We start from the raw sequence: 25999 nt of genomic DNA, 5'->3' as shown, positions 1-25999 counted from the left end.
TACTGGCAAACCGTTGTGCGCGCGAGGCGCCATCGGACTAGCGAAGGGTCGGGCCGGTCATGAAGAAGGCGCTCATCACGGGGGTCACAGGGCAGGACGGCTCGTATCTGGCCGAACTCCTGCTGGCCAAGGGCTACGAGGTGCACGGTCTCATCCGGCGCTCGTCGACCTTCAACACCCACCGCATCGAGCACCTCTACGTCGATCCGCACGAGTCGGGCGCCCGCTTCTTCCTGCACTACGGCGATCTCAGCGACGGTGCGCGACTGGTCACGCTCGTTGCCTCCATCAACCCCGACGAGGTCTACAACCTCGCCGCGCAGTCGCACGTGCGGGTCAGCTTCGACGAGCCCGAGCACACCGCCGACACCACCGGGTCGGGCAGCGTCCGGCTCCTGGAGGCCCTGCGGATCGCGAACGTCGACTGCCGCTTCTATCAGGCGTCGAGTTCGGAGATGTTCGGCGCGTCGCCCCCGCCGCAGGACGAGAACACGCCGTTCTACCCGCGTTCGCCCTACGGTGCTGCGAAGGTGTACTCGTACTGGATCACCCGCAACTACCGGGAGGCCTACGGCATGTTCGCGTGCAACGGCATCCTGTTCAACCACGAGTCGCCGCGCCGTGGTGAGACGTTCGTGACCCGCAAGATCACCCGCGCGGCCGCGCGCATCAAGGCCGGCGTCGAGCAGTACGTCTACCTGGGCAATCTGGACGCCATCCGCGACTGGGGCTACGCGCCGGAGTACGTCGAGGGCATGTGGCGCATGCTGCAGGCCGACGAGCCCGACGACTTCGTGCTGGCCACCGGCGGCAACTACACGGTGCGCGACTTCCTCGACGCCGCCTTCACCCACGCCGGTCTGGACTGGCGCGAGTACGTCCGCTTCGACGACCGGTACCTGCGCCCCACCGAGGTCGACGCGCTCGTCGGCGACGCCGGCAAGGCCGAGGCCAAGCTGGGCTGGAAGGCCGCGGTGCACACCCCCGAGTTGGCCCGCATCATGGTCGAGGCCGACATCGCCGCGTTCGAGTGCCAGGGCAAGCCCTGGATCGACACGCCTCTGGTCAGCACCTGGGCGTAGCGCGATGACGAGTACGCACGTGACCATGCCGCTGGACCCGTCGGCGCCGACGTTCATCGCCGGGCACCGCGGCATGGTGGGGTCGGCGATCCTGCGCAGGCTCACCGACGACGGCTTCACCAACCTGCTGACGCGTGGGCGCGCGGACCTCGACCTCACCGACCGGGCGGCGACGTTCGCGTTCTTCGAGCAGACCCGCCCCGAGGTGGTGGTCCTCGCGGCCGCCCGGGTTGGCGGCATCCTGGCCAACAGCACTCGACCGGTGGACTTCCTGTCGGAGAACCTGCAGATCCAGGTCAACGTCCTCGACGCCGCGCTCGGCGTCGGCGTCCGACGGTTGCTGTTCCTCGGCTCGTCGTGCATCTACCCGAAGTTCGCGCCGCAGCCGATCACCGAGGACGCCCTGCTGACCGGCCCGCTGGAACCCACCAACGACGCGTACGCCATCGCGAAGATCGCGGGCATCCTGCAGGTGCAGGCCGTCCGCCGCCAGTACGGTCTGCCGTGGATCTCCGCGATGCCCACCAACCTCTACGGCCCGGGCGACAACTTCTCCCCGACGTCGTCGCACGTGCTGCCCGCCATGATCCGGCGCTACGACGAGGCGCGTGCCGCGGGTGACCCGTCGGTGACGAACTGGGGCAGCGGTCGGCCGCGGCGGGAGTTCCTCCACGTCGACGACCTGGCGGGCGCCTGCGTGCACCTGCTCGAGCACTTCGACGGGCCGCAACAGGTCAACGTGGGCACCGGCGAGGACCACACCATCGCCGAGATCGCGGGCATGGTCGCCGCGGCGACGGGCTACCAGGGCGAAACCCGTTGGGACACGACCAAACCCGACGGCACGCCCCGCAAGCTGCTGGACGTCGGCACGCTGCGCGGCACCGGCTGGCAGCCGACCGTCACGCTGGCCGACGGCATCGCGGCGACCGTCGACTGGTTCCGCTCCCACCAGGGGTCCCTGCGCAGCTGAGCAATCGGCACGCACCCCCCGGCGTCTGAGTAGGGTTGTGCACGTGCCGTTGCCTGCAGACACCCACCCCTCCCTCGCCGAGTACGCCCACCCCGAACGGCTGGTCACCTCCGACTGGCTGGCCGGCAACCTCGGTCGGCCGGGTCTGTCGATCGTGGAGTCCGACGAGGACGTCCTGCTCTACGACACCGGTCACATCCCGGGCGCGGTGAAGATCGACTGGCACGTCGACCTCAACGATCCGAACGTGCGCGACTACATCGACGGCGCCCAGTTCGCGGCGCTGATGGACCGCAAGGGCATCAGCCGCGACGACACGGTCGTCATCTACGGCGACAAGAGCAACTGGTGGGCCGCCTACGCGCTGTGGGTGTTCACGTTGTTCGGCCACCCCGACGTCCGGCTTCTCGACGGCGGCCGCAACCTCTGGGTGACCGACGGCCGCGACACAACGCTCGACGTGCCGTCCAAGACCACCTCGGGCTACCCGGTCGTCGAGCGCGACGACTCCGCGATCCGCGCCTACAAGGACGACGTCCTCGGCGCGCTCGGTCGCCAGCCGCTGATCGACGTCCGCTCCCCCATGGAGTACACCGGCGAGCGCACCCACATGCCCGACTACCCCGAGGAGGGCGCGCTGCGCGGTGGCCACATCCCCACCGCCCGCTCCATCCCCTGGGCCAAGGCCGCGAACGACGACGGCAGGTTCCGCACGCGCGCCGAACTCGACGAGCTGTACGGCTTCCTCACCCCCGAGGACGAGACGGTGGTGTACTGCCGCATCGGCGAGCGCTCCAGCCACACGTGGTTCGTGCTCACCCACCTGCTCGGCCTGCCCGGTGTCCGCAACTACGACGGCTCGTGGACCGAGTGGGGCAACGCGGTGCGCGTCCCGGTCGCGGTCGGTGACGAGCCCGGCGAGGCGCCGTGACCGCGCCTTCCCCCATGCCCCCGGCCCTGGCCGAGGTCGTCTCGGAGTTCGCCGAGATGCAGGGCCAGGACAAGCTGACGCTGCTGCTCGAGTTCGCCAACGAATTGCCGTCGCTCCCAGACGATCTCGAAGAAGCGGCGATGGAGCCGGTGCCGGAGTGCCAGTCGCCGCTGTTCCTGCACGTCGACGCCGCTGACCGCGACCACGTGCGGCTGTACTTCAGCGCTCCTGCCGAAGCGCCCACCACCCGCGGGTTCGCCTCGATCCTGGCCACCGGCCTCGACGAGAGTTCCGCCGACGAGATCCTCGCCGTGCCCGACGACTTCTACTCCGACCTCGGGCTCGGGGCTCTGATCAGCCCGCTCCGGCTGCGCGGGATGTCGGCGATGCTGACCCGCATCAAGCGTCGCCTGCGCGACGGCTGACGGCTCGCCGCCGGGCGCCCGCGCGGGTCGCGGCGCCACGATTTCTCCCTACCCGCGAGTAACCACCACCGGCTCGCCGGGGCAGATGTCGCGCCGCATAAACTGCGCCAGATACATTCTTAAAGACGTTTCTTAGAGATGCCATTACCAGGAGGCGCAGTGCCCAGTCACGCCAGCTCGAAGATCTCCAAGGTGCTCGTTGCCAACCGCGGGGAGATCGCCGTCCGGGTCATCCGGGCGGCCAAGGACGCCGGGCTGGCCAGCGTGGCCGTGTACGCCGATCCCGACGCCGACGCACCGCACGTGCGGCTCGCCGACGAGGCCTTCGCCCTCGGCGGTCAGACCTCGGCCGAGTCCTACCTGGTGTTCGAGAAGCTGCTCGACGCCGCCGAGAAGTCCGGCGCCAACGCCGTCCACCCCGGCTACGGCTTCCTCAGCGAGAACGCCGACTTCGCGCAGGCCGTGATCGACGCCGGTCTCATCTGGATCGGACCGAGCCCGCAGTCGATCCGCGACCTCGGCGACAAGGTCACCGCGCGGCACATCGCCGCCCGTGCCGACGCCCCGCTGGTCCCGGGCACGTCGGATCCGGTGAAGGACGCCGACGAGATCCTGGCCTTCGCCAACGAGTACGGCCTGCCGATCGCCATCAAGGCGGCCTTCGGCGGCGGCGGCCGCGGCATGAAGGTGGCCCGCACCCTCGAGGAGATCCCCGAGCTGTTCGACTCGGCCACCCGTGAGGCCGTCTCGGCCTTCGGCCGCGGCGAGTGCTTCGTCGAGCGCTACCTGGACAAGCCCCGTCACGTCGAGGCCCAGGTGATCGCCGACACCCACGGCAACGTCATCGTCGCCGGCACGCGCGACTGCTCGCTGCAGCGCCGCTTTCAGAAGCTCGTCGAGGAGGCGCCCGCGCCGTTCCTGACCGACGCGCAGCGCAAGGAGATCCACGAGTCCGCCAAGCGGATCTGCAAGGAGGCCGGTTACTACGGCGCGGGCACCGTCGAGTACCTCGTCGGCCAGGACGGCCTCATCTCGTTCCTCGAGGTGAACACCCGCCTGCAGGTGGAACACCCCGTCACCGAGGAGACCGCGGGCATCGACCTGGTGCTGCAGCAGTTCAAGATCGCCAACGGCGAGGCGCTCGACATCACCGAGGACCCGACTCCGCGCGGCCACTCGTTCGAGTTCCGCATCAACGGCGAGGACGCCGGCCGCGGCTTCCTGCCCGCCCCCGGCCCGGTCACCAACTTCGTGCCGCCCACCGGCCCAGGCGTGCGCCTGGACTCCGGCGTCGAGACGGGCTCCGTCATCGGCGGCCAGTTCGACTCGATGCTGGCCAAGCTGATCGTCAGCGGAGCCACCCGCGAGGAGGCCCTCGCCCGGTCGCGGCGTGCGCTCGACGAGTTCACCGTCGAGGGCCTGGCCACGGTCATCCCGTTCCACCGCGCCGTGGTGTCCGATCCGGCCTTCATCGGCGACGAGAACGGCTTCACGGTCCACACCCGCTGGATCGAGACCGAGTGGGACAACACCGTCGAGCCCTTCACCGGCGGCGAGGCCATCGACGGAGAGGACAACCTCCCACGCCAGAAGGTCGTCGTCGAGATCGGCGGACGCCGCGTCGAGGTGTCCCTGCCCGGTGACCTCGCGCTCGGCGGTGGCGGCGCGGCCGTCCCCGGCGGCGCCACCCGCAAGAAGCCCAAGCCCCGCAAGCGCGGCGCCGGCGGCAACAAGGCCGCATCCGGTGACTCGGTCACCGCGCCCATGCAGGGCACCGTGGTCAAGGTCGCCGTCGAGGAGGGCCAGCAGGTCGCCGCGGGCGACCTCGTCGTGGTGCTCGAGGCCATGAAGATGGAGAACCCCGTCACCGCCCACAAGGACGGCACCATCACCGGGCTGTCCGTCGAGCCCGGCGCGGCCGTCACGCAGGGCACGGTGCTCGCCGAGATCAAGGACTGACGTCCGGCACGACCATTCCCGAGACTGCGGGGAGATCGCGAATTCCTCGAGTTCTGCGATCTCCCCGCAGTTTCGGCGTTTCCGGGAAGGGATGAGGGGCTGATGGATCCCGTCGAGATCAACAACGGCACGTGGTATCTGCGGGGCCTGCGCTACGACGAGCGGGTCGACGACAGGCCGGCGCTGGCCGACCTCGGCGAGACCGACCTCGACTACGTCCACGACGCCGAGGACGGCTGGGCCGACGACACCATGTACACGTGGGCCGTCTGCGAGCCCAGCACCGGCGAACTGCTCGCCGAGGTGACGCTGGACCCTAGGACCGCCCAAATGCAGAGTCGCGCGCGGCCGGGCCACGAGGACGCCGCCGCGATGAGCGAGGACACCGTGCGCCGCTACGCCTCCGAGGTGCTCAACCTGCGGGTGTGGACGTGACCGGCACCGCCCGCCCGACCGCCAACCCACCCAGCTCCGCCCGCCCGAAAGTCGTCACCGTCACCGGCGCCGCCGGCCAGATCGGCTACGCCGCACTGTTCCGCATCGGCGCAGGCGCCCTCCTCGGTCGCGGCGTACCGGTCACGCTGCGCCTGCTCGAGCTGCCGTCCGCGGTGCGCGCCGCCGAGGGCGTCGTGATGGAACTCGTCGACAGCGCCTTCGACCTGCTGGCCGGCGTCGAGATCCACGACGACCCGGTGTCCGCGTTCGACGGTGTCGACGTCGCCCTGCTGGTCGGCGCCAAGCCGCGCAGCAAGGGCATGGAGCGCGCCGACCTCCTCGCGGCCAACGCCGCGATCTTCGCCGACGCGGGCAGGGCGCTCAACGCGGGCGCGGGCGACGACGTCCGCATCGTCGTCGTCGGCAACCCGGCCAACACCAATGCGCTCGTCGCGTCCGCGCATGCCCCCGACATCCCGGCCGAGCGGTTCACCGCCCTCACCCGCCTCGACCACAACCGGGCAGTCGCCGCACTGGCCGCACACTCGGGCGTCCACGTCACCGACGTCTCGCGAGTGACGGTGTGGGGCAACCACTCCCCCACCATGTACCCCGACGTCTTCCACGCCGTCGTGGCCGGCCGGCCGGGCGCGGAGATCGCCGCCGACACCGAGTGGTTGACCACCGACTTCATTCCCACGGTCGCCCGCCGCGGCACCGCGATCATCGAGGCCCGCGGCACCTCGTCGGCGGCGTCGGCCGCCAACGCCGCCATCGATCACGTCCGCGACTGGGTCGACGGCACCGACGCCGACGACTGGACGTCGGTGGCGCTGCCGTCACCCGGGGTCTACGGCATCCCCGAGGGCGTCGTGACGTCGCTACCGGTGCGCGCGGTCGACGGCCGGTGGGAGGTCGTCGAGGGCCTCGAGATCAACGAGTTCTCCCGCACCCGCATCGACGCGTCGGTGAACGAACTGCTCGACGAGCGCGCGGCCGTCGCGGCCCTCGGTCTGCTCTAGCGCTCGTCGACATCCCCGCCGGTCGCCAGGTCCCCGCACTCGACCGTCACCAGATCGTCGCGGGCCGCGAGGAATTCGCGCGCCCCCTCGTCGCCGTGCAGCGTCGCCACCAAAGTCGGCCAGTGCGCGGCGGCGACGGCCACCGGGTGACCGGGCCTGCCGCCGTACGTCGCACGGGCCAGACCGCCATCGGCGTGGGCGAGCACCCGCGCCACGACGTCGGCTCCGACGTCCGGGGTGTCGACGGTGTGCAGTACCGCCGTGGTCGAGCCTTCTGCGGCGGCCAGGCCGGCCCGCACCGACGCACTCGCGCCGTCCGCCCAGTCGGCGGCGAAGACGGCGCGGGCGGGCGCGGGGACCTCGACCACCGCGGCGCCGAGAACGACGAGCACGTCATCGCATCCGCCGTCGGCGAGCGCGGTCACCGCGCGCTGCAACCAGTCGTCGACGAGGACCTTGGGCATGCCGTAGCGCGAGCCCGCACCGGCGGCCAGCACGATGCCGGCGACCCGCGGCGTCACTCCATCTGATCGCGCAACTGCGCCAGTGACTTGGCGAGCAGTCGCGAGACGTGCATCTGCGAGATCCCGACGCGCTCCGCGATCTGAGTCTGCGTCAGCGACTCGAAGAACCGGAGCACCAGCACCGTGCGCTCGCGCTCGGGGAGCGATTCGAGCAAGGGCCGCAAGGCTTCCCGGTTCTCGATGCGATCGAGGTTGGCGTCGGCGTCACCCAGGGTGTCGGCGATCGCGGGCGCCTCCTCGGAGCCGCTGCCACCGCCGTCGATCGACATGGTGTTGTACGAGCTGCCGGCGATCAGACCCTCGACGATCTCCTCGCGGTCCATCTCCAGCTCGGCCGCCAGTTCGCTGGGAGTCGGTGCGCGGCCCAGGGTTTGGGACAGTTCCGCGGTTGCGGCGCCCAGCCGCAGGTGCAGCTCCTTGAGCCTGCGCGGCACCTTGACCGACCAGCTGTTGTCGCGGAAGTGCCGCCGCACCTCGCCCATGATCGTGGGCACGGCGAAGGACACGAAGTCGGAGCCGGCGTCGACGTTGAAGCGGATGACGGCGTTCACCAGTCCGACGCGCGCCACCTGGACGAGATCGTCGCGGGGTTCGCCGCGGCCGTCGAAGCGACGGGCGATGTGGTCGGCCAGGGGTAGGCAGCGTTCGACGATGCGATCGCGCTGCCGGACGAAGGCTCGCTCACCCTCGGGGAGCGTGGCCAGTTCGCGGAACATGTCGATGACGTCCGCGTACTCAGAGTTCGACCGTGCCGGCGAACCCTGGGATGGGGGCGTCGTCACCGCAGAGAACTCACTCGTCTCGTCGACATGGAGATGCCGACGACCTGCCCGTCGCCGGCCCCCTGACCGTCCTGATAGGTCTTCACGTCATCGGTCAGCGAGCTGAGGACGTGCCAGCTGAAGCTTCCGGGTTCCATGATCTCGGCGGTGGTGCACGACGTGGAGGCGTCGATGACGACCTCGTCGAGCAGCGGCCGCACGATCACCGTCAGGCTGGCGCCGGGCACCGACGACCGGATGAGGCGCGTGCACGCCTCGTCGACGGCCAGGCGGAGATCCGCCACGGTGTCGGAGTCCAGGTCCTCGAAGGTGCCCACGGCGGAGACGAGCGTGCGCACCACCGCCAGGTTCTCCAACTTGGCAGCCACCTTGAATTCGACCTGGTCATCCACGTCCGTCACGCGCCCTCCTGCTGATCTCCAGGCGAGACTACCCCCGGCCGAACTCCAGCTAACCATCAACTCTCCCATTGGCTGCTGACCGCCCGGGGTGACGACGGTGGCCTCTGATTCGCGGGTTCCGCGCCTCGTCGGTGGGTTCCGGCGTCATCTGTCATCGACCACATCCGCGGCCGTATGCCCAGTCCGCCCCTACTCAAACCCGCTGGCGCCGACGGGTGTCGAGCATCACCGCGGCTCAGTCCATGCCCTCCGCGATTCGCTTGATGGCCGACAGTCGCTGATCCCACTGTCGCCCAAGGGACTCCAGGTCGCGCGCGACTGCGCTGAGCCGCGCCCCCAGCGCCCGGAACCGCACTTCCCGGCCCGACCGGACGGACTCGACGAGCCCGGCCTCCGACAGGACTACGAGGTGCTTCGCGATGGCCTGCCTGCTGACCGGCAGGAGCTCCGCGAGAGCGCTGGCGGAGAGGTCGGCGCGACCGACCTCGGTGAGGATCCGCCAGCGGGTCTCGTCGGCGAGCACCGCGAGGACGGCCGGGATCTCGCCGACCCGGCCGCCGCTCATCGGGACTCGACGAACGCGACCAGCTCGGCGAGTTCGGCGTCCCACCCGCCGGTGTTGTCGGCGAGCTTGCCGGCGGGATCCTCGAGATCGTCGAAGCCGGTCTCGAGGAGCGTCAGGCGGGTGCCGGTCGCGGTCTCGGCGAGGTCGAAGCGGACGACGGTGGAGTTGCCCGGCGCGGGATCGGCCCCTGGCACGTGCGCCCACCGGTAGACGAGGGTCTTGGGGCGGTCGACGTGCTCGACGACGACGCGGCTCTCGACGCCGTGCTCGGTCCAGCCGAACACGCCGGTCCCACCGGGCGTCGCGTCGAATTCGCAGCGGTCGCCGAACCACTGCGCGATGAGCGCCGGCTCGGTCAGCGTGGCCCAGACCTTCTCGACGGATGCGTCGATGTCGATGGTCTTGGTGATCTCGAGTGCCGTCACGATGGTGCCCTTCGTCGAAGTGATGTGCAACTCTATGGTTGCACATGACCTGAGCGTCGCGCAACCCCGGGGTTGCACTGTCCGACCGTCGGCCTACGATGCGTGCGTGACACGATCCACGCGGCTGAAGTGCTATGCCGCAACGGGAGTCGTCGCCGCGATCGCCGCCTGGTGCTACGGACTCGGCCCGGGGTGGACCCTCGCGGCGGGCCTCCTCGCACCAGCGCTGCCCGCCTTCCTGCGCGGACTGCTGCGCGGCGTGGCGACCCCGAGCGCGCGCGAGCACCCCGCCGCCGACAAGGCCGAGATGAGCGGAACCGAGTTCGAGGACCACGTCGCCCGCCTCGCACGCACCTGCGGCGTGCCCGTGATCATGACACCGCTGTCGGGCGACTGGGGCGTGGACCTGATCGTCGGGACGCGGCCGCACCGCCTGGCCATCCAGTGCAAGCGCCAGGGCCGTCCCGTCGGCGCAGGCGCGGTGCAGCAGGTGGTCGCCGGCGCCCCGATGCAGGAGTGCACGCGGACCATGGTGGTCACCAACAACGGATTCACGCCCGCCGCGCGACGGCTCGCCGAGTTACACGGCTGCGTGCTCGTCGGCGGCGACGACCTCCCCCGGCTGGCATCCACCATCCGGGGGCTGACCGTCGGGGATCAGCGCATTTGAGCCAGTGCGTCGCGGACCGCGTCGACGGCGGCGTCGAGGTCGTCCCGACCGACGGTCAGCGCCGGCCGGAAGCGGACGCTGTCGGTGCCGCTGGCCAGCATGATGACGTGCGCGTCCCAGAGCCGTCCCACCAACTCGTCGCGCTGCGCGGCCGTCGGCATGCTGAACGCGCACATCAGCCCGCGGCCACGTGGCGCCAGCACCAGCTCGGGGAACTCGGCCGCCAACTGCTCGATCCGGCGCAACAGGTGGGCCCCCGCCTGCGTCGCATGGGCCAGCAGGCCGTCGGCCTCGATCACCTCGAGGATGCGGCGGGCTCGCACCATGTCGGTCAGGTTGCCGCCCCAGGTGGAGTTGATCCGGGAGCTGACGGCGAACACGTTGTCGGTCACCTCGTCGACGCGACCGCCGGCCATGACACCGCACACCTGCGTCTTCTTGCCGAAGGCGACGACGTCGGGGCGTGCGCCCAATTGCTGGTAGGCCCAGGGGGTTCCGGTCATGCCGCAGCCCGTCTGCACCTCGTCGAGGATCAGCAGCGCGTCGAACTCGTCGCACAGGTCGCGCATGGCGGCGAAGAACTCGGGACGGAAGTGGCGGTCGCCGCCCTCGCCCTGGATGGGCTCGGCGAGGAAGCAGGCGATGTCGTGCGGGTGCGCCTCGAAGGCCGCCCGCGCCTGCCGGAGCGATTCGGCCTCGAGTGCCGCCATGCCGTCGTCGTCCAGACCGGGCCGTAGATACGGCGCGTCGATCCGGGGCCAGTCGAACTTGGGGAACCGCGCCACCTTGTTGGGGTCGGTGTTGGTGAGCGACAGCGTGTAACCGCTGCGGCCGTGGAACGCGCCGCGCAGGTGCAGCACCTTCGTGCCGAGTTCGCCGCTGCGGCCCGCGGACTCGTTGAGCCGGCTCTTCCAGTCGAACGCGACCTTGAGCGCGTTCTCCACCGCGAGGGCTCCGCCGTCGACGAAGAACAGGTGCGGCAGCGCCGGGTCGCCCAGCACCCGGCGGAAGGTGTCGACGAAGCGGGCCATCGGCACGCTGTAGACGTCGGAGTTGCTGGGCTTGTTGACGGCGGCCGCGGCCAGTTCGGCGCGGAAGTCGGCGTCGTCGGCCAGTGCCGGGTGGTTCATCCCCAGCGCCGACGACGCGAAGAACGTGAACATGTCGAGGAAGCGTTCACCGGTGCGGGCGTCGACGAGGTGCGATCCGGCGGACTGCTCGACGTCGAGGACGAAGTCGAGGCCGTCGGCCAGGATGCTGCGGCGCAGCACGTCGTGCACCTGATCGGGGCGCAGATCGTCGCCGGCCGAATGGATGCGGGAGGGAAGGACAGCGGTCATGCCGCCATGCTAACGCAATATTTACGGGTGAACGCACCTCGGGCAGGAATTACTACGGTACGAAGTCGCGTCCGTCGTAAAAAGTTTGTAAGATGATGGTGCTCCGGGTGCGGACGTTCGCCGCCGTGCGGATCTGTTGCAGCAGATCCTCCAGCGCGCGTGCGGTCGGGACGCGTACCAGCAGGACGTAGCTCTCGTCCCCCGCCACGGAGTGGCACGACTCGATCGCAGAGATGTGTTCGAGGCGTGCCGGCGCGTCATCGGGTTGCGACGGATCGAGAGGGGTGATGGCGACGAACGCCGACAGCATGTTGCCCACGGCCTCGGGATCGATCCGTGCGCGGTACCCGGTCACCACCCCGCGGGCCTCGAGCCGGCGCACGCGTGACTGCACCGCCGACACCGACAGGCCGGCGCAGGCCGCCAGCTGCGCCAGCGTGGCCCGGCCGTCCGCCACGAGCGCGCGCGCCAGGATCCGGTCGATCTCGTCGAGGTCGTCGGCCGCATCCGTCATGGCCGGAGACTATCGCGGCACCCGGTCCGACCGAGACCTGAAGACCCGACGGACCCGAACAACTCCCACTGCCCACGACATCACCGAGAAGGCGACACCATGACGAGCATGCACACCAGCACCCTCCCCACCGCGGACGAGCTGCGGGACCGGGTCCGCGCCGCGCTGCAGGCGATCGGCGCGCACACCGCACTCGGCGAGCCGGGCGGTCCTGGCGTTCCGGCGAGCACCCCGGTCACCGGGGACGTGCTGTTCGGCGTCCCGGAGTCGACCCGCGAGGACGCCGACGCGGCGATCGCGGACGCGGCGCGCGCCTTCCAGAGCTGGCGTGTGACACCGGCGCCCGTCCGCGGCGCACTGGTGGCACGGCTGGGCGAACTGCTGGTGGAGCACAAGGCTGATCTGGCGACGCTCGTCACGGTCGAGGCGGGAAAGATCACCTCCGAGGCGCTCGGTGAGGTGCAGGAGATGATCGACATCTGCCAGTTCGCCGTCGGGCTGTCGCGTCAGCTGTACGGCAAGACCATCGCCTCCGAGCGGCCCGGTCACCGTCTCATGGAGACGTGGCACCCCCTCGGCGTGGTCGGGGTCATCACCGCGTTCAACTTCCCCGTCGCCGTGTGGGCGTGGAACACCGCGATCGCGCTGGTGTGCGGCAACACCGTCGTGTGGAAGCCCTCGGAGTTGACCCCCCTGACCGCCGTCGCGTGCCAGGCGCTCCTCGACCGGGCGGCCGACGACGTCGGCGCCCCCCGCGACGTCGCCCGGCTGATCCAGGGCGCCCGCGAGATCGGCGAACTGCTCGTCGACGACCCGCGGGTCGCGCTGGTGAGTGCCACCGGTTCGGTGCGGATGGGCCAGCAGGTCGGACCGCGCGTCGCCGCGCGGTTCGGCAAGGCGCTGCTCGAACTGGGCGGCAACAACGCCGCGATCGTCACGCCGTCGGCCGACCTCGACCTGGCCGTGCGCGGCATCGTGTTCTCCGCCGCGGGCACCGCGGGGCAGCGCTGCACCACCATGCGACGGGTGATCGCCCACCGCTCGGTGGTCGATACGGTGATCGAGCGGGTCGCCACCGCCTACCGCAGCCTGCCGGTCGGCGATCCCTCCGCCGACGGCACGCTGGTGGGGCCCCTGATCCACGAGCGGTCCTACCGCGACATGGTGGCCGCCCTCGACCGCGCCCGTGCCGACGGTGGTGAGGTGACCGGCGGCGAGCGGGTCGACCTCGGTGACGGCGCCTACTACGTCCAGCCGGCGGTCGTCCGGATGCCGACCCAGACCGAAGTGGTCCACGACGAGACCTTCGCGCCGATCCTGTACGTGCTCACCTACGACGACCTCGACGAGGCGATCGCGCTCAACAACGCGGTACCGCAGGGACTCTCGTCGTCGATCTTCACCACCGACATGCGCGAGGCGGAGCGCTTCATGGCCGCCGACGGCTCGGACTGCGGCATCGCGAACGTCAACATCGGCACCTCGGGCGCCGAGATCGGTGGGGCGTTCGGCGGGGAGAAGCAGACCGGTGGCGGGCGCGAATCGGGCTCGGACTCGTGGCGGGCCTACATGCGGCGCGCCACCAACACCGTCAACTACTCATCGGAGCTGCCGCTCGCCCAGGGCGTGACGTTCGGCTGAGCGCCGAAGGATTATCATCGGCGCCGTGAGCGAGCAGGTCGAAACACGCGAATTCCAGGCCGAGGCCCGTCAGCTGCTGCAGCTGATGATCCATTCCATCTACTCCAACAAGGACTCGTTCCTGCGGGAGTTGATCTCGAACGCCTCCGACGCCCTGGACAAGCTTCGCCTCGAGGCGTTCCGCGACAAGGACCTCGACGTCGACACGTCGGACCTGCACGTCGAGATCGCCATCGATGTCGAAGCCCGCACGCTGACCGTCCGGGACAACGGCATCGGCATGAGCCGCGACGAGGTGGTCGACCTGATCGGCACCCTCGCCAAGTCGGGCACCGCAGAGCTGCGCCAGAAGCTGGCCGCGCAGCCCGGTGACGCCGAACAGCTGATCGGTCAGTTCGGCATCGGCTTCTACTCGACGTTCATGGTCGCCGACGCGGTCGAACTCCTGACCCGCAAGGCGGGCGAGACCTCGGGCACTCGTTGGGAATCCAGTGGTGACGGCACCTACACCATCGCCGAGATCGACGACGCGCCGCAGGGCACCTCGGTGACGCTGCATCTCAAGCCCGCAGACGCCGACGACGAACTGCACGACTACACCTCGCAGTGGAAGATCCGCGAGCTGATCAAGAAGTACTCGGACTTCATCTCCTGGCCCATCCGGATGGACGTCGAGAAGACCGTCCCGGCGGAGGAGGAGGGCGGCGACCCGACCATCAGCACCGAGACCGAGACCATCAACTCGCGGACGGCGCTGTGGGCAAAGCCCAAGAGCGAGGTCTCCGACGAGGAGTACGCGCAGTTCTACAAGCACGTGGCGCACGCCTGGGACGAGCCGCTCGAGGTCATCGCGATGCGCGCCGAGGGCACGTTCGAGTACCAGGCGCTGCTATTCATCCCGTCGCAGGCGCCGTTCGACCTGTTCAACCGCGACGGCCGCGCCGGCGTCCAGCTGTACGTCAAGCGCGTGTTCATCATGGGCGACTGCGACGAGCTGGTGCCCGACTACCTGCGGTTCGTCAAGGGCGTCGTGGACGCACAGGACATGTCGCTCAACGTGTCCCGCGAGATCCTCCAGCAAGACCGCCAGATCAAGGTGATCCGCCGCAGCCTCACCAAGAAGGTGCTGTCCACGCTGAAGGACCTGCAGGCGAACCGCCCGGACGACTACACCACGTTCTGGACCCAGTTCGGCCGCGTGTTCAAGGAGGGCCTGATCTCCGACGGCGACAACCGCGACGCCGTGCTGCGGCTGTCGTCGTTCGCGTCGACGGCAAGCGAGACCGCGTCCACCACGCTGGCCGACTACGTCACGCGGATGAAGGACGGCCAGGAGCAGATCTTCTACGCGACGGGCGAGTCGCGCCAGCTGCTCGAACGCTCACCGCACCTGGAGGCGTTCAAGGCCAAGGGGTACGAGGTGCTCCTGCTGACCGATCCGGTCGACGAGGTGTGGGTCGAGTCGGTCCCGGAGTTCGACGGTCACGCACTGCAGTCGGTGGCCAAGGGCGAGGTCGATCTCGGCGCCGCCGAGGACGACACCGCCGACCAGGGCGACTTCGCCGACCTGCTGACGTGGCTGAAGGAGACGCTCGACGAGCACGTCAAGGAGGTGCGGCTGTCGACGCGGCTGACGTCGTCGCCGGCGTGCCTGATCACCGACACCTTCGGCATCACCCCGCAGCTGGCGCGGATGTATCGCGCGTCCGGACAGGAGGTGCCGGTCGGCAAGCGCATCCTCGAACTCAATCCCGACCATGCCCTCGTCACCGGTCTGCAGCAGGCACTGACCGACTCCGAGGACAAGGACGGACTCTCCGAGACCGCCGAGTTGCTCTACGGCACGGCACTTCTCGCCGAGGGCGGTGCGCTGGACGATCCGGCCCGGTTCGCCGCGCTGCTGGCCGACCGGTTGGCGCGGACCGTCTAGGGGGTCACGGGCCGGCGGCGGGCCGACCCTCGGGCGGGGCGTCCCGGACGTTCCCGACCACGGCACCGCGCTGCCGGTCACTCAGCGCGTCGACCTCGGCGAGCACCTCGGCGGTGTCGGCGCCGAGTTCGGGTGCGGGCCCGGCCACGTGGCCCGGCGTCCGCGAGAACCAGGTCGGCACACCGGGAAAGCGGATCGGGCCGTAAGGGCTCTCGACGGTCTCGAACAGGCCGACCGCCTCGAGGTGCGGATCGTCGAACAGTTCGTCGGGCGTCTGGATGGGCGCGGCCGGTATCTGCAGCTCGCGGAACAGCTCGAGCCACTCGGCGGTCGTGCGTTGCAGGAGTGTCTCGGCGATCAGGGCGTACATGACGTCGATCTGCTTGGCCCGCTGCTCCAGGGTCGAGAACGCCTCGCCGTATTCGGCGATCCACGCGGGCTTGACGCTGTCGACGAACGCCTTCCAGTGCTTGTCGTTGTAGATCAGCACCGCGACGTGACCGTCCTTGGTGGGGTACGGCTTTCGGTTGCGCGCGACCGTGCGCGGGTAGACCGCCGGGCTCAGCGGAGGCGTGAACATGGCGCCGTTGGCGTGCTCGACGAGCATGAACGACGCCATCGTCTCGTACATGCTCACCTCCACCTCCTGCCCCTCGCCGGTGCGTTCGCGGTGGAACAGCGCCATCATCGTGGCGTACAGCGCGGTCAGTCCGGCGACCTTGTCCGCCACGATCGTGCCGACGTAGGTCGTCTCGCCGGTGAGCATCTGCTGGACGGCCGCGACGCCGGACTGCGCCTGGATCACGTCGTCGTAGGCGGGGCGGTCGGCCTCCGGCCCGCGCCGGCTGTAGCCGTAGCAGTTGGTGTAGACGACGTTCGGGTTGATGGCGGCCACCTCGTCGTAGCCGAACCCCAGCTTGGCGATCGCCCGGGCCCGCATCGAGTGGATGAAGACGTCGGCCCCCGCGATGAGCCCGCGCAGGGCGGCCCGGCCCTCGTCGGTGACGAGATCGAGGACGATACTGCGCTTTCCGCGGTTGACGTTGACGAACACGCCGCTCATGCCGGGCGCGGGCCCCACCGAGATGTAGCGCGCGTTGTCGCCGTCGGGCGGCTCGACCTTGACGACGTCGGCACCCATGTCGGCCATGATCTGCGTGCAGTACGGTCCCATCACCACGGCGGTGAGGTCGATGACGCGGATGCCCGCCAGCGGACCCGTCACGGCTCGGCCGTCTGCGAGGCGCCGAAGCTGTACCGGATGTGGTCGGTGTGCCCGTCGGGGACGGGGGCGAACACCAGCGGCACCGTGTCGTCGCGGATCGCGTCGGCGGCCTCGGCGACGTCCTCGATCGACCACGACGGACGGTAGACGCCGGGCGTCTCCGCGACGAACGCACGCGCCACCCTGCCCGCGATGGCCACGAACATCTCGCCGGTGACGGTGCACGACTCGTGGGCCAGCCACCCGACGGTCGGCGCGACGAGCGCGGGGTCCATCGGCGGGTAGGTCGAGGTGTCCAGTCCGGCAGCCATTCTCGTCACGGCGCCGGGCACGATGGCATTGCAGGTGACGCCCTCGGCGGCGCCTTCGAGGGCCACCACGTTGGTGAGCCCGATGATCCCGGCCTTGGCGGCGGCGTAGTTGGCGACGCCCTGGTTGCCGTACAGGCCCCCGATCGACGACGTCAGCACCACCCGACCGTAGCCCGCGGCGCACATCACCGGGAACGCGGGACGCACCACGTGGAACGCGCCGCGCAGGTGCACGTCGAGCACGGCGTCGAAGTCGGCGTAGGACATGTCCTTCAGCGAGCCGCGGCGGACGTTGCCCGCGTTGTGGATCAGGACGTCGATGCGGCCGTAGCGGTCGAGTGCGGCGCCGACGATCGCCTCTCCCCCGTCGGCCGTGGCGACCGAGTCCGCCGAGGCGACGGCATCGCCACCCGCGGCGAGAATCTCGTCGACCACCTGCTGAGCGGGACCGTCGTCGGCGCCCTCGCCCGTGAGGCTGCCGCCGACGTCGTTGACCACGACCTTGGCTCCGCGGGACGCCAGCAGCAGCGCGTATTCGCGGCCGAGGCCGCGCCCGCCGCCCGTGACGACGGCGACGCGACCGTCGAATCTGAGATCTGCCATGTCAGGCGAAGGGTTCCTCACCGGCGAGCTTGGTGCGCTGCAGCAGTCGGCCCGACGCCGCGTCGTAGGGGGTGGCGCGATGCATGGTGCCGGTGTTGTCCCAGATCACCATGTCCCCGACCGACCAGGTGTGCCGGTAGGTGAACCGGGGCTGGGTGGCCCACTCCCGAAGCCGCACCAGCAGTTCCGTGCTCGCGCGGCGGTCCAGACCGACGACGTGGCCCGCCGTGCAGCCCAGCACCAACGACTTGCGGCCCGACCGGTGCGTCCACACCAGCGGCAGGTCGCGTTCGCCGATGGACATCATCTGCTGGAGCACCTTGAGCGGGGGTTCGGGTTCGTAGTACATCAACGTCGTCCACGTCGAGTGGGTCACCGACAGGCCCTCGAGTTCGGCCTTCTCGTCGTCGGCCAGATCGTCGTAGGCGGCGTAGGTGTTGCAGAACTCCGTGTCGCCCTCGCCCTCGTTGCCCAGCGCCTTGCTCGTCAGCAGCGACGCGAGGATGGGCACCTCGTTCATCGTGCCGTCGAGGTGCCAGTAGAGCGACCCCTTGAGGTAGTCCGCCTGCTTGTTGATGGTGGTGTCGAGCGTGACGTTGAAGAGCTTCTCGCCCTTGCGTTCGGTGGCCAGCGTGCCGAGCGTCTCGGTGAAGGCCACCTGTTCGTCGTCGGTGAACCCGATCTTCGGGAACACCAGGACGCCGCGCTGCTCGAGCAGCTCGCGGATCTCGCCCGCGTGCGCGCCGGAGAGCAGGGTCGCCTTGTCGGCGCCGATCTCGCTGCCGATCCGGGGATGGATCTCGCTGGCGCGCAACGCCTCCATCGACATGGTCACGTGAGTTCCAGCCCCTCCAGGTCGCCCGTGCCGCGCCACGCCTCGAGCAGCTCGTCGAACGCATAGAAGCCCGGCGAGTAGAAGTCGCCGAGGAACGAGCCGTTGCCCTCCGCGCCACCGCGGCCCTCGTTGTTGTAGTAGCCCGGGGTGCAGGACAGTTCGAACGCGGAGTTGTCGATCGACAGTTCGCGCACGGTCGACACCCAGGTGTCCTGACCCCCCTGGGTGGGTTCCACCGTGGCGGCACCCCGGCTCTGCGCCTCGGCGAGGATGTACGCGATGTGCTTGGCCTGCTGCTCGAACATGGCCGTGGTGTTCGCGGACACCCCGCCCTGGATGAATCCCATGTGGAACTGGTTCGGGAATCCGCGGCTGGTCATGCCGTGCAGCGTCTTGTAGTCGTCCTTCCAGTGGTCGAAGAGCGACACGCCGTCCCGGCCGGTGATGGAGTCGATGGCGTACCTGCGGCTGATCTCGGTGGAGATCTCGAAGCCGCTCGCGAAGATCACGCAGTCGACCTCGTACTCGACGCCGTCGGCGACGATGCCCTTCGCGGTGAGCCGTTCCACGCCCTTGGTCGCCGACACGTCGACGAGCGTCACGTTGGGTCGGTTGAACGAGGCCAGGTACTGCTCGCTGGACGTCGGCCGCTTGCACATGAAGCGGTAGTAGGGCTTCAGCGCCTCGGCGGTGTCGGGGTCGGTGACGATCTCGGCGACGCGGCGTCGGAGCCGCTCCATGATCTTGTAGTCCTCTTCCTCGCGGAAGGCCATGATCTGCTCGATCGTCACCGTGGCGGGGTCGTCGAGGCCGGCGATCCGGTGGGTCAGGTTGCGGCCGAGCTCGGTCCAGAAGTCGCACACCAGGTCCGGTTCACCGAACACGACGCCGACGAACGGCGACCAATTGTGGAAGTTCCGCTTGCGCTCCTCCTGCCAGCCCGGCTGGAGCGAGGCGGCCCACTCGGGATCGGTGGCCGGGTTGGTGCGCTGATCCACCGACGACGGTGTCCGCTGGAACACGAGGAGCTGCTGGGCGTCCCGGGCGAGGTGCGGCACCAGCTGGATGCCGGTGGCGCCGGTGCCGACGAGTGCCACCCGCTTGTCGGCGAGCTTGACCAGTCCCCCGTCGGCGTCCCCGCCGGTGTAGTCGTAGTCCCACCGGGCGGAGTGGAACACGTGGCCCGCGAAGTCCTTGATCCCCGGGATGCCGGGCAGCTTCGGGCGGTTGTAGGAGCCCTGCGCCATCACCACGAAGCGGGCCCGGATCCGGTCGCCACGGTCGGTGCCGATCTCCCAGCGCTCGGCGGAGTCGTCCCAGCGCAGGTCGCGTACCTGCGTCGAGAACAGCGCACCGTCGTACAGCCCGAAGTGCTTCCCGATGTTGCGGCAGTGCTGGAAGATCTCGGCGCCGTCGGCGAACTTCTTCGACGGCATGAAGCCGAGTTCTTCGAGAAGCGGTACGTAGCAGTAGGCGTCGTTGTCGCACTGGACGCCGGGGAAGCGATTCCAGTACCAGACGCCGCCGAAGTCACCCGCCATCTCGACGACGCGGATCCCGGTCACACCGGCCTTCTTCAGGTAGGCGCCGGCGAGCAGGCCCGCGAAGCCGCCGCCGAGGATGACGACCTCGGCGTCTTCGATGATCGGGTCGCGCTCGGTCACCGTCGCGTAGGGATCGACCTCGTAGAAGTCGGCGAAGTCGCCGTCGAGTTCCAGGTACTGCGAGGCGCCCTCGGGTCGCACGCGCTTGGCCCGCTCGGCGGCGTACTTCTCGCGCAGGGCGGTGATGTCGACGTCGGTCGGGACGTCGGTCGGCCCACAGATCGTCACGCGTCTCCTTCGAGTTCTCGGGGGGCACCGGTGCCCATGTACGTCGCCAGCTGGGTGTGCAGGTTGACGGTGCTGCGCTCTCGGTAGGGGTTGGGCATCGTGCCGGGGAAGCCCGCCGACTTCATGCCCTGCTGCACCGCGGCCATGTTGGAGAAGTCCTGGGGAAGCACCGACAGCCAGTTGGGCGAATCCTTCGGCGTGTACTGCCATTCCGTCCGAGGCTCTTCGCCCTTCGGGTACAGCTCGAACACCGCGACCTCGAAGATGCACTTGTTCGGGTCGTAGCTCGGGTCGGGACGCGCGCTGTAGCAGAGCGCGCTGGTGAGGCCCTGGCCGATCTGCAGGTTCGGGAAGAGCTGCCAGGCCGTGCCGCTCTGGCCGAGGATGTCCGGCGGGATGGTCGGCCAGATGACGCCGCGCTCCTCGTCGTCACGACGCGCCGAGGCGAGCCAGTGTGCGAGCACCTTGTCGGCGGGCGTGCCCTCGGGCAGTTCGTCGACGAGCCGCTTCGCCGCGTTCACCAGCGTGTTGGTGGTGGTCGCGTTGGTCTGCTCCCACGTGTACATCTGCATCTCGGCGGTGGAGACGCGCGGGTCGTCGCCCGTGCCGAGGCGGATCTTGGACTTGGTCTCCTCGAGGCCCTTCGGCGCGTCGTAGCCGATGTTGCTGTGTCGCCCTTGCGCTTTCGCCCAACCCTTGAACTCGCCGAATTTGTTGAACTCCGGGTGCGTGGTGAACACGTGGTAGGTCTCGTTGAAGGCCTCCATCGCGACCTTCCAGTTGCAGTCGAAGTAGAGCCACTTGCGCCACTTGTAGCGCATGTTCTCCAGACCGAACGGGTCGAGGATCTTCGCGGCGGGCATCAGGTAGTCCGCGAGCGATTCGCAGTCGGGGTCCATGTTGACGAACAGCCAACCGCCCCAGGTGTCCACCTGGACGGGGGCCAGGTGCGTGTTGCGCGCCGACAGCGCGCCCTTCCAGTCGTCCTGCTCGCGGATGTGGGTGCAGGTGCCGTCGAGACCGTACGTCCAGCCGTGGAATCCGCACACGAACGACTTCCGGGCCCGGCCGACGGCGTTCTTCGCTCCGTCGGGGGTGTCGACGAGTTGGCGGCCGCGGTGCATGCAGACGTTGTGGTGTGCAGCGAATTCGTTCGGCCCCGTCCGCACGACGATGATCGAGTCGTCGAGGATGTCGTAGGTGAGGTAGCCCCCCACCTCGGGGATCTCCTCGACGCGGCCGACCTGCTGCCACACCCTGCGCCACAGCTTGTCTCGCTCGGCGCGGGCGTAGTCCGGCGAGACGTAGGCCTCGACGGGGATGGTCATCGCGTCCGACAGGTCCTCGGCGACGTCGCCGGTCGACTCGTCGGGTTCTGCCTCGACCTCGATGGTGGCGTCGAGGTCTGCTTCGGTGTGGGTCACGCTGTGCCTTTCGGAATCGGGGGCGGTGTCAGGGCCGACGGATCGCGTCGCGGAAGGACTGGTCCTTCAGGAACAGCGAGGTGTTGTCGGCGTCGAGGTGCGTCCACTTGAGGTTCAGTCCGCCGTCGACGAGCAGGGTCTGACCCGTCACGTATCCGGCGAGGTCGGAGAGCAGGAAAAGGATGGCGCCGGCCTGTTCCTCGGGGGTGCCCCGTCGGCCCATCGCGATCGCCGTGCGGTCGCGGTCGGGGTCTGCGTCGACGTAGGTGGCCGATGCGGCGGTCTCGGTGACCCCGGGTGCCACGGCGTTGACCCGGATGCCGGACGTGGCGAGTTCGACGGCCATGGTCCTGGTCATCGCGACGATGGCGGCCTTGGCGGTGCCGTATGCGATGTGGAACGGCGCGGTGTTCATGCCGCTGATCGAGGAGACCGACACGATGGAACCCGGTGTGCCGGCCGCGATCAGCTCCGCCGCGACGGCCTGGCTGATGAAGAACGTGGTCTCGAGGTTGGCGGCGAACAGCGCCCGCCAGTCCTCGCGGGTGACCCGGGTGGACGGCATCCAGGTGGCGGGTCCGGCGCCGCCGGCGACGTTCACCAGTCCGTAGAGCCGACCGTCCGTGCTGCGGACCCGGTCGAGCACCGTGGCGATGCCGTCGTCGGTGGACGCGTCGGCGGCGACGGGGATCACGTCGAGGCCCTGCTCGGCGAGCGGTGCGACGTGCTCGTCGAGGTTGTCCTGGCGCCTGCTCACCGCGATGACGGTGGCGCCCGCGCGCGCGGTCAGCGCCGTCACCGCGGTGCCGATGCCGCCGCCTCCGGCACCGGAGACGACGACGATGCGACCGCTGAGGTCGATCAGGTCCGTCACCGCTACTGGGCCGCCGCGGGAATCATGATCGACTTGGTCTCCAGGTATTCGTGGAAGCCGATGTCGCCCCACTCGCGGCCGTTGCCGCTCTGCTTGTAGCCGCCGAAGGCCGACCGGAAGTCGAAGCCGCCGTTGATGGCGACCCAGCCGGCGCGGATGCGGCCCGCCACGGACGTCGCGGTGTCGAGGTCCTCTCCCGAGACGTAACCGGCCAGACCGTAGTCGGTGTCGTTGGCGATCTCGATCGCATGGTCGAGGTCGTCGTAGCCGAGGATCACCAGGACGGGCCCGAAGATCTCCTCGCGGGCGATCGTCATGTCGGGGGTGACGTCGGCGAACACAGTCGGCTTCACGTAGTGGCCGGTGTCGAGTCCGTCGGGCCTGCCGGTGCCGCCGGCCACCAGCGTGGCGCCCTCCTCGATGCCCTTGCGGATCAGCGATTGGATCTTCTCGAACTGGGTGCCCGAGACGACGGGCCCGAGGTCGAATCCGCCGTTGGGGTCGCCGACGGTGATGCCGGCGGCGGCCGCCGCGGCGATCTCCTTGGCCTCGGCCATGCGGGCGGCGGGCACCAGCATCCGTGACGGCGCACTGCAGGTCTGCCCCGAGTTGCCCATCATGGTGACCACGCCCGACGTGACGCCGTCGGTGAACGCGTCGTCGTCGAGCACGACGTTCGGGCTCTTGCCGCCGAGTTCCTGGGCCACCCGCTTGACGGTCGGGGCCGCGTTGCGCGCGACCTCGATGCCGGCCCGGGTGGACCCGGTGAACGACACCATGTCGACGCCGGGGTGGCTGGACAGCGGGATGCCGACGCCGGGCCCGTCGCCCTGGATCATGTTGAAGACGCCGGCGGGAACGCCCGCGGCGTGCAGGATCTCGGCGAACACCTGCGCCGAGAACGGGGCCACCTCTGACGGCTTGAGGATGGCGGTGCAGCCCGTGGCGAGTGCGGGGAACACCTTGACCGCGATCTGGTTGAGCGGCCAGTTCCACGGTGTGATGAGCCCGCAGACGCCGATGGCCTCCTTGACGATCCGCAGGCCGCCACGGTCCTCGGTGAACGGGAACGCGGTCAGTGAGTCGATCGCGGTGGTCAGGTGTCCCAGGCCCAGACCGACCTGCGGACCGGCCGCGAGTCCCGCGGGCGCACCCATCTCCTCGGTGACGGCCTCGGCCAGATCGGCTGCGCGCGCCTGGTATTCGGCGAGAATGGCGTTGAGCACCTCGAGGCGCTCCTCGCGGGTCGTGACCGACCACGTCGTGAAGGCGCGCCGGGCGGCGGTGACGGCCCGGTCGACGTCGGCGGCCGATCCGAGCGAGATGCGACCGGCGACCTCCTCGGTGGCGGGGTTCTCCACGTCGACGGTGTGGGGCTCGACGGGGTCGACCCACTGGCCGTCGACGTAGAACCGGAGATATTCGCGCATGTCCTATTGCGTCCCTTCCGCGTACCAGGTTCGGAACTCGTCGTAGCTCGGCATCTCCTCCGAGTTGACCTTCGGGTCGATCGGCACGTGGATCACCGTGACCTTGCCGCTGGCGAAGGCACGCTCGATGGCGGGTCCCAGATCCTCGGCCTTGTCCACGTACTCGCCGCGGCAGCCGAAGCCCTCGGCGATCTTGTCGAAGCGCACGTCCTTGCTCCAGTGCACGCCGGTCTCGAGCGACCCCTGACCGAACGTCCGCTTGTAGACGCCGACCTCGAGGCCCCACTGGTGGTCCACACCGACCACGCATACCAGCGGGAGGTTCAGCCGCGCAGCGGTTTCGAGTTCCGCGATCGCGAACATGAACGACGAGTCGCTGGTGAGCAGCATGACCGGGCGCTTGCGCCCCTCGGCCACCGAGGCGCCCACCGCGTAGGGCAGGCCGGTGCCGATGTGGCCGAAGTTCTGGTTCCACACCACGTCGTGCGGCTTGGCCTGGGAGTACGTCCACTGAAAGATCACCGTGGCGCCGCCGTCGCGGACCATGATGCCGTCCTCGGGGAACGCCTTGGTGGCCTCGACGACGAACCGGGCGGTGTGCAGCGGCGTTCCGCCGGGCGCGCTCTCCGCGAGGTCGGCGATGCGGGCGGCGTCGTCGGAGATCCAGCCCGCCAGTTCCGCGGACGGCTGGCGCGGGGAGTCCTTCAGCGCGTCGACGAGCTGCGGCACGATCGCGCGCAGGTCGCCGACGAGCGGGACGTCGATGCGGCGGTTGACGCCGATGGCCGTCGGGTCGAGTTCGATGCTGATCCACTTGCGGTTGGCCTCGTTGTCGAGCCAGTGCCTGCCGCGACCGTAGTGGACGGGTTCGCCGAGCTCGGTGCCGATGGCGATCACCAGGTCGGACTTCACGACGGCGTCGACGGCCGACGGCGAGAAGCCGTAGGGGAAGGTGCGGTCCTCCAGGCCCTTGATGAACGACGTGCCGCCGGAGGTCTGGATCACCGGGCAGTTCATCAGCTTCGCCAGCGCCTCGACGGACTCGCCCGCGCGGTTCGTGTGCACCGCGTGGCCGACGAGGAGGATCGGCTGCTGGGCCTTGCGGACCAGCTCGACGGCCTTCTCGATGGACTGGGCGCTGGCGCCCTGGTTCACCAGTCGGTAGGCGTCGGGCGCCAGGGGCTCGGGCACGTCGAGTTCTTCGAGGATGACGTGCGACGGGTACTCGATGTAGGCCGGTCCGGGCGTGCCGGTCTGCGAGACGCGCAGGGCGTGCCGCACGATCTCGTCGGTCTGGTCGGCGTACTCGATGCTGGCGGAGTACTTCACCGACGGCGCGAGAAGAGGTGCCTGCGAGACGAACTGGATGCGCCCGCGGCGGACGCGCTGCTCGGTGATGCGCGCGCGCTGGCCGCCCAGGAAGATCACCGGGGAGTTCTCGACCTTGGCGCACATGATGGCGCCCGCGAGGTTGGCCAGGCCGGGGCCGAGCGTGCCGATGGCGAGGCCGGGCCGGCCCGTCATCCGCGAGACCGCCTCGGCCATGAAGCCGGCGTTCTCCTCGTGGTGCGGGGCGACGACCGTCCAGCCCCGTTCCTCCGCGGCGTGGAACATGTGCACGAAGTTCGGGTCCGGGATGCCGAACAGGGTGTTGATGCCCTCGGCCTCGAACAACTGCAGGATTCGCTCGTACACCTTCACGGCCACGGTCGGCTTTCTCCCATTCCTCGGTTGCGGCGGACCGGAGCCCCGGCCACCCACGCGGCGCGCAATTGTCCGGACAAGGTAGTCCTGTGCACCATTTGGAGAGCATGATTCTCCTATGTTGAGCCGCACGTCAAGGGCC

Annotated in this window: 25 protein-coding genes; 10 read left to right on the top strand and 15 right to left on the bottom strand. The window is 69.5% G+C overall.

The annotated features are described in order from the left end of the window. Positions 1–59: 59 nt before the first annotated feature. The 7 genes from gmd (at position 60) to AC1MEY_RS02225 (ending at position 6827) form a co-directional block, all read left to right on the top strand. Positions 60–1082 (top strand): GDP-mannose 4,6-dehydratase, encoded by a 1023-nt coding sequence (gmd, locus tag AC1MEY_RS02255; protein ID WP_480229125.1) that lies wholly within the window; start codon positions 60–62, stop codon positions 1080–1082. A gap of 4 nt (positions 1083–1086) precedes the next feature. Further along, positions 1087–2055: a GDP-L-fucose synthase family protein gene (locus AC1MEY_RS02250; protein WP_480229124.1), complete on the top strand. Its 969-nt coding sequence runs from the start codon at positions 1087–1089 to the stop codon at positions 2053–2055. 43 nt (positions 2056–2098) lie between these two features. Further along, positions 2099–2986: a sulfurtransferase gene (locus AC1MEY_RS02245; RefSeq protein WP_480229123.1), complete on the top strand. Its 888-nt coding sequence runs from the start codon at positions 2099–2101 to the stop codon at positions 2984–2986. A 14-nt stretch (positions 2987–3000) separates the two neighbouring features. Then, positions 3001–3411, top strand: coding sequence for a SufE family protein (locus tag AC1MEY_RS02240; RefSeq protein WP_480231263.1), 411 nt, complete (start codon positions 3001–3003; stop codon positions 3409–3411). Positions 3412–3570: 159 nt separating this feature from the next. After that, positions 3571–5370: an acetyl/propionyl/methylcrotonyl-CoA carboxylase subunit alpha gene (locus tag AC1MEY_RS02235; protein ID WP_480229122.1), complete on the top strand. Its 1800-nt coding sequence runs from the start codon at positions 3571–3573 to the stop codon at positions 5368–5370. Positions 5371–5472: 102 nt separating this feature from the next. Continuing rightward, entirely contained in the window at positions 5473–5805 is a 333-nt protein-coding gene (locus AC1MEY_RS02230; RefSeq protein WP_480229121.1) for a hypothetical protein, read from the top strand. Further along, a complete protein-coding gene (locus tag AC1MEY_RS02225; RefSeq protein ID WP_480229120.1) occupies positions 5796–6827 on the top strand; it encodes a malate dehydrogenase in 1032 nt (343 codons plus the stop codon). Before AC1MEY_RS02230 ends, AC1MEY_RS02225 begins: the two co-directional genes overlap by 10 nt. On the opposite strand, the gene AC1MEY_RS02220 is transcribed toward AC1MEY_RS02225, so the two are convergent. From AC1MEY_RS02220 to AC1MEY_RS02200, 5 genes are all read right to left on the bottom strand, one after another. Then, a complete protein-coding gene (locus AC1MEY_RS02220) occupies positions 6824–7291 on the bottom strand; it encodes a nucleotidyltransferase family protein (protein ID WP_480231262.1) in 468 nt (155 codons plus the stop codon). The two genes, AC1MEY_RS02225 and AC1MEY_RS02220, sit on opposite strands and share 4 nt — an antisense overlap. Positions 7292–7344: 53 nt before the next feature. Continuing rightward, positions 7345–8067, bottom strand: coding sequence for an RNA polymerase sigma factor SigF (locus AC1MEY_RS02215; protein ID WP_276017484.1), 723 nt, complete (start codon positions 8065–8067; stop codon positions 7345–7347). A gap of 62 nt (positions 8068–8129) precedes the next feature. Next, complete coding sequence (locus AC1MEY_RS02210; RefSeq protein ID WP_480229119.1) at positions 8130–8534, bottom strand: ATP-binding protein; 405 nt, start codon at positions 8532–8534, stop codon at positions 8130–8132. Positions 8535–8769: 235 nt separating this feature from the next. Next, a complete protein-coding gene (locus tag AC1MEY_RS02205; protein ID WP_480229118.1) occupies positions 8770–9099 on the bottom strand; it encodes an ArsR/SmtB family transcription factor in 330 nt (109 codons plus the stop codon). Further along, the gene (locus AC1MEY_RS02200) at positions 9096–9524 is read right to left on the bottom strand and encodes an SRPBCC domain-containing protein (RefSeq protein ID WP_480229117.1); all 429 of its coding nucleotides are present in this window, start codon (positions 9522–9524) and stop codon (positions 9096–9098) included. The genes AC1MEY_RS02205 and AC1MEY_RS02200 overlap by 4 nt, the downstream gene beginning before the upstream one ends. Before the next feature lie 106 nt (positions 9525–9630). Here AC1MEY_RS02200 and AC1MEY_RS02195 point away from each other — a divergent pair, with 106 nt between their 5' ends. After that, a complete protein-coding gene (locus tag AC1MEY_RS02195; RefSeq protein WP_480229116.1) occupies positions 9631–10194 on the top strand; it encodes a restriction endonuclease in 564 nt (187 codons plus the stop codon). Here AC1MEY_RS02195 and lat read toward each other — a convergent pair. Together lat and AC1MEY_RS02185 are read right to left on the bottom strand one after the other, a co-directional pair. Next, positions 10182–11534 (bottom strand): L-lysine 6-transaminase, encoded by a 1353-nt coding sequence (gene lat / locus AC1MEY_RS02190; RefSeq protein ID WP_480229115.1) that lies wholly within the window; start codon positions 11532–11534, stop codon positions 10182–10184. The two genes, AC1MEY_RS02195 and lat, sit on opposite strands and share 13 nt — an antisense overlap. A gap of 52 nt (positions 11535–11586) precedes the next feature. Then, positions 11587–12048, bottom strand: a complete 462-nt coding sequence (locus AC1MEY_RS02185; RefSeq protein WP_480229114.1) for an Lrp/AsnC family transcriptional regulator — start codon at positions 12046–12048, stop codon at positions 11587–11589. A 99-nt stretch (positions 12049–12147) separates the two neighbouring features. On the opposite strand from AC1MEY_RS02185, the gene amaB reads away from it, so the two are divergent. Next, positions 12148–13689: an L-piperidine-6-carboxylate dehydrogenase gene (gene amaB, locus AC1MEY_RS02180; RefSeq protein WP_480229113.1), complete on the top strand. Its 1542-nt coding sequence runs from the start codon at positions 12148–12150 to the stop codon at positions 13687–13689. Positions 13690–13714: 25 nt separating this feature from the next. Beyond that, entirely contained in the window at positions 13715–15619 is a 1905-nt protein-coding gene (htpG, locus tag AC1MEY_RS02175) for a molecular chaperone HtpG (protein ID WP_480229112.1), read from the top strand. Positions 15620–15623: 4 nt separating this feature from the next. On the opposite strand, the gene AC1MEY_RS02170 is transcribed toward htpG, so the two are convergent. The 8 genes from AC1MEY_RS02170 to AC1MEY_RS02135 are packed head-to-tail and all read right to left on the bottom strand — an operon-like array spanning position 15624 to position 25860. Beyond that, positions 15624–16793: a CaiB/BaiF CoA transferase family protein gene (locus AC1MEY_RS02170; protein ID WP_480231261.1), complete on the bottom strand. Its 1170-nt coding sequence runs from the start codon at positions 16791–16793 to the stop codon at positions 15624–15626. 47 nt (positions 16794–16840) lie between these two features. After that, positions 16841–17758, bottom strand: coding sequence for an SDR family NAD(P)-dependent oxidoreductase (locus AC1MEY_RS02165; protein WP_480229111.1), 918 nt, complete (start codon positions 17756–17758; stop codon positions 16841–16843). Position 17759: 1 nt separating this feature from the next. Continuing rightward, on the bottom strand, positions 17760–18587 hold the full coding sequence (locus AC1MEY_RS02160; RefSeq protein ID WP_480231260.1) for a TauD/TfdA dioxygenase family protein: 828 nt from the start codon (positions 18585–18587) through the stop codon (positions 17760–17762). Positions 18588–18589: 2 nt separating this feature from the next. Beyond that, positions 18590–20425: a flavin-containing monooxygenase gene (locus tag AC1MEY_RS02155; RefSeq protein WP_480229110.1), complete on the bottom strand. Its 1836-nt coding sequence runs from the start codon at positions 20423–20425 to the stop codon at positions 18590–18592. Then, positions 20422–21849: an aromatic ring-hydroxylating oxygenase subunit alpha gene (locus AC1MEY_RS02150; protein ID WP_480229109.1), complete on the bottom strand. Its 1428-nt coding sequence runs from the start codon at positions 21847–21849 to the stop codon at positions 20422–20424. Before AC1MEY_RS02150 ends, AC1MEY_RS02155 begins: the two co-directional genes overlap by 4 nt. A gap of 28 nt (positions 21850–21877) precedes the next feature. After that, entirely contained in the window at positions 21878–22723 is an 846-nt protein-coding gene (locus AC1MEY_RS02145) for an SDR family NAD(P)-dependent oxidoreductase (RefSeq protein ID WP_480229108.1), read from the bottom strand. Positions 22724–22725: 2 nt separating this feature from the next. After that, positions 22726–24153: an aldehyde dehydrogenase family protein gene (locus AC1MEY_RS02140; RefSeq protein WP_480229107.1), complete on the bottom strand. Its 1428-nt coding sequence runs from the start codon at positions 24151–24153 to the stop codon at positions 22726–22728. Between the two features lie 3 nt (positions 24154–24156). Then, a complete protein-coding gene (locus tag AC1MEY_RS02135) occupies positions 24157–25860 on the bottom strand; it encodes a thiamine pyrophosphate-binding protein (protein WP_480229106.1) in 1704 nt (567 codons plus the stop codon). Positions 25861–25999: the final 139 nt, after the last annotated feature.

The organism is Mycobacterium sp. PTI7 (assembly GCF_056679845.1).
The sequence above is the reverse complement of the archived record's forward strand: the minus strand, read 5'-3'. Positions and strand labels throughout refer to the sequence as shown.